The sequence below is a fragment of the Treponema sp. UBA785 genome (assembly GCF_002297065.1).
GTDB lineage: Bacteria > Spirochaetota > Spirochaetia > Treponematales > Treponemataceae > Treponema_D.
Genome location: NZ_DBJD01000055.1, coordinates 1 through 3,799, shown reverse-complemented (window position 1 = coordinate 3,799; position 3,799 = coordinate 1). Strand labels below are relative to the sequence as shown.

Annotated in this window: 4 protein-coding genes and 1 pseudogene; 1 reads left to right on the top strand and 4 read right to left on the bottom strand. The window is 44.1% G+C overall.

Translation table 11 applies throughout. The features are described from left to right. Positions 1 to 43 precede the first annotated feature (43 nt). On the bottom strand, positions 44 to 820 hold the full coding sequence (locus B2X33_RS04175) for a DUF4469 domain-containing protein (RefSeq protein ID WP_296667871.1): 777 nt from the start codon (positions 818 to 820) through the stop codon (positions 44 to 46). Between the two features lie 427 nt (positions 821 to 1,247). Between B2X33_RS04175 and B2X33_RS04170 the strand changes: the two genes are divergently transcribed. Further along, complete coding sequence (locus B2X33_RS04170; RefSeq protein ID WP_296667869.1) at positions 1,248 to 2,603, top strand: AAA family ATPase; 1,356 nt, start codon at positions 1,248 to 1,250, stop codon at positions 2,601 to 2,603. A gap of 5 nt (positions 2,604 to 2,608) precedes the next feature. On the opposite strand, the gene B2X33_RS04165 is transcribed toward B2X33_RS04170, so the two are convergent. The 3 genes and pseudogenes from B2X33_RS04165 to B2X33_RS04160 all read right to left on the bottom strand — a co-directional run. Next, positions 2,609 to 2,818 carry a hypothetical protein gene (locus B2X33_RS04165; RefSeq protein WP_296667867.1) on the bottom strand — a complete coding sequence of 70 codons (210 nt, stop codon included), beginning with the start codon at positions 2,816 to 2,818 and terminating at the stop codon, positions 2,609 to 2,611. Positions 2,819 to 2,833: 15 nt separating this feature from the next. Further along, a pseudogene (locus tag B2X33_RS09490) lies at positions 2,834 to 2,992 on the bottom strand (hypothetical protein); the annotation flags it as partial. A gap of 274 nt (positions 2,993 to 3,266) precedes the next feature. Further along, on the bottom strand, positions 3,267 to 3,799 hold a 533-nt coding region (locus tag B2X33_RS04160), incomplete at its 5' end, for a thiamine pyrophosphate-dependent enzyme (RefSeq protein WP_524539500.1).

Sequence of the window (3,799 nt, the reverse complement as noted above, 5' to 3'; positions counted from 1 at the left end):
ATAATGACATAAAATCATAAAATTCGAAGTTTGGGCTAGTTAACTAGTCGGCTGTCTGAAACTCTTTTTCAAATGTATGCGTCTTTGTTTCTTTTGAAAAATTTTTCCCGCTTGTATACTGCGTCTTTATCATTATCCTGTAGCTTCCGCTTTCAAGCTCGCTGGGAACAACGCACGAGACTGTCTTTGGCTCGTTGCGTCCGAGCTTTTCTGCGGCGAGCTTTACGCTCTTTGTCTCGTCTTTTGTATTCACAAAGTAAAGCCCCACGTCCTCATTCCCGCCACAGACTGCGATGTTTGTTCCTTTTATACAGAGAAAGCCGCCTTTTGTAAGACATTCCGCGCTTTTGCTTTCAAGGTCATGAACTTCTGTGATTTCAGGAGAAATGCTGTTTCCCTGCCTGATTACAGGAACAATCTCCTTTACAAGCTCCTTTGTCTCCGCCGTTACGCAGCACGAAACAGAAAGAGCGTGGCGGTCGCCGCTGAATGTGTCGTTTTTTGACTTGAAAACGCCGGAAAGTTTCAGGCTGCTTTTTGTGAATCCGTCGTCAACGGTGCAGCCGCTAAGGATTCTGGCAAGCTTCGCGTTTCTTAAAAGGGCTGCGACAGACAAAAGCTCTTCCTTTGAGTAGCTTTTGTTAAGCCCTGCGGTGATAATGTCGCAGACCAGGTCTTCTGTTGTGCAGGTTCCCTGGTTAATGACGCGCGCATAGTAGCTTCCGGCTGTTTTGCCGTTTAGCGTGTTTTTATATAGCGCGAACGGCACTTCGTTTGATTTGTGTTCAGCTGCTGTTGTGCTTAATGTGTTGATATTCATCTTATACCTCTTGTATGTGAATAAATTCGTCGGTTCAGGCTTTTTACAATTCCATTCATAATTTAGTCCTGAATCTTTTTATAAAAGGCCCGGATTTTGCTTCCGGCCTTGCCCGTCTTGTTCAAAAAAAAGAAATGTTTTCTGGAAACTCCGAAACTTTTCTTTTTGTCTTTCTGTCCGTTTTTAAAGGCGGACAAGCCTTTTTTAGAAAATCAATTTGTTTGCCTCCTGTTGTTTTTTAATTCGATAAAACCGAATTAACTGTGTCTAAAATATAACTGCCCTCAGCCGATTTGTCAAATTTAAATTCGTAAAAATCGAATAAAATATCAAAAAATATTAAAGAAATCTTGAATTATTCCGAAAATATGAATATTATTCGTGTAATGCGAGAAAAACGGAGAGCAAACTGCGTTTGGGGGCTGATATGCTCGTTTCATTTTCATGCGGAAATTTCTTGTCTTATGACTCAATACAGACCATTTCTTTGGCAGGCGGAAAAAAGCTCCGCACAAAAAAAGACCACCTTTACTATCCGAAAAGCGGCTCTGCAATCTTGAAGACCGGCGTGCTGAAGTTCGCCGCGGTTTACGGAGCGAACAGCGCGGGCAAGTCCAACTTTTTCAAGGCGATGAACGTTCTTAGAAGCTATATTCTTTCGGGGCATATTGTGCAGAATTCCGCCGAGCTTTACTGCCGCATTAAAAGCGGAAACAAGGAAAAGCCGTCGTTTTTTGAAATCTGCTTTCTAGTTGACGACGTTCCGTATACTTACGGGCTTAAAGTCGATATGCAGAAGAAGCTCGTTGTTTCAGAGTGGCTTTATTTTAAAAAGTCTGAGGAGAAAAAATATCTCTTTAAGAAAGAGTCTCTTGAGTCCGGAATTGTGTTCGGCTCTGTACTTGAAAACTGCCGGGAGATAAAGGTTCTTGCGAATGTTTTTTCAGGCGGCGAAAGCCCTTTTCTCTACTGCATGAACCACAACACAAAGTCTTTCTACGAGAAGAACGCCAGTGCGGTTATTCTAAGGCGGATTTTTGAATGGTTCGCAAAAAGCTTTGAGGTGATTTATCCTGACCAGCCGATAAACGACACTGCCCTTCTTGATGACTCATGCTCGCTAAAGGATTACGCTGAGCTTCTGAAGAAATTCGGGACTGGGATTGTGGAAATCAAGAAAGAGGAAGTGAGCGAGGACAAGGTAAAGGCGAACCTTTCTTTTATCGACAAGACAAACCTTGACTTTCAGATGAATATGGTGCGGACAAACAGCATTATAAGCGGTCAGAAAAGCCATTGGTCTGCTGTAATAAGAAACCGCGCGAACATATTCACAATAAAGCTCGACGCGAGCGGAAACGCGAAATATTACGCCCTGAAATTTGTCCATCAGTACGGGGACGAGAAAGTTGACTACGAGATGAGGCGCGAGAGCGACGGAACTTACAGGCTTTTCCAGCTTCTGGACGTTCTTATGACGGCAAAGAACAAGGTTTTCGTGATTGACGAGATAAGCCGCTGCATGCATCCTCTTCTGACGATTAAATTTATAGAGACGTTCTTTGAGGTTGTGAAGGACCGCAACGTGCAGCTTATTGTTACAACGCATGAGACAAGGCTGATGAGCCATAAATTCCTGCGCCGCGACGAGGTGTGGGTCTGCGACTCTCAGGCCGACGGTTCAAGCAGGCTCTCAAATTTTGACGAGAAGCAGGTGCGCATAGACAAGGTGATGGACGAGAACTATCTTGAGGGAAACTTCGGCGGCGTGCCGAGGATTTAGAGGGATTAGGCAAGAAAACTGTTTTCAATCAGGCTGTACAAATACAATGCGCTTTGACCGTACAGCCCCATTGAGTCGTCTTCAAGCAATTCTGCCACCGGGGAATTGTAAATCATCCGCAGGGCTTCGTTTTCTGTCATATTCTTGTTTTTCATAAGAAGCTCTGCAATCTGAGGAATCAGAATCGTCTTTACAAGATGATGTGTGTCTGACATTTTTCACCGCCTCATTCACAGATGATTTTCCGCGCCGCTTGAAAGCCACTTGTCAAAATAATCCATCAGATATGTTTTTCCCATTCCGTGCAAATCTTCATAGTCACTTTCAAGATGGTTCAGAAGCCTTGTTTTTTCAAAATCCTTAAAAACCTTAGATGACGGAATATTTTTATATTCGGCGTAGTTCTATGCAATATGCTTTAAATGAAAGAACTGACATTTTTTCTCCAGAAAAAAGATTGCGGGACATTTTTTATTTGTAGATAATTTTAACACATATTTTGTGAATTCTAAACTTATCTGAGGAAGCGAATAACAAAAAAAATAACCTATGCGCATAAAAAACGCCCGCCTGGCTTGGTTTTGCCAAGTCCGGCGGGCGTTCTGTTTTACGGCGGCTTTTTGCGTTTATGCAAGTTCAGCCGCCGTAGTTTTTTAGCTTATCTTATTTATACAGCTCGATAAGTTTCTGCAAGTGAACAAATCTTGCCTTTGCAGCCTCTTCGTTTCTGTTGAACAGAACTTTCGCGCGTTCTGGGAACTTGCGTGTAAGTGAAGAGTAGCGTGTCTCGTTGTTAAGGAAGCTCTGGTAAGTTCCGTCGCCCTCTTTTGAAGTGAGCGTGAACGGATTCTTTCCTTCTGCCTTGAGAGCCGGGTTGAAGCTGAACAGGTTCCAGTAGCCGGCCTTTACAGCTGCCTTCATCTCGTCCTGGCAGTGGTTCATTCCGCCCTTTACACCGTGGAGCTCGCAAGGCGCGTATCCGATGATGAGGGAAGGTCCGTTGTAAGCCTCTGCTTCCTTGATTGCCTTGAGAGCCTGAGCCGGGTTTGCGCCGAGCGCAATCTGCGCAACGTAAACGTAGCCGTAGCTCATTGCAATTTCAGAGAGAGACTTTTTGCCCATCTCTTTTCCTGCGGCAGCAAACTGGCAGACTTCGCCGATGTTTGAAGCCTTAGAAGCCTGTCCGCCTGTATTTG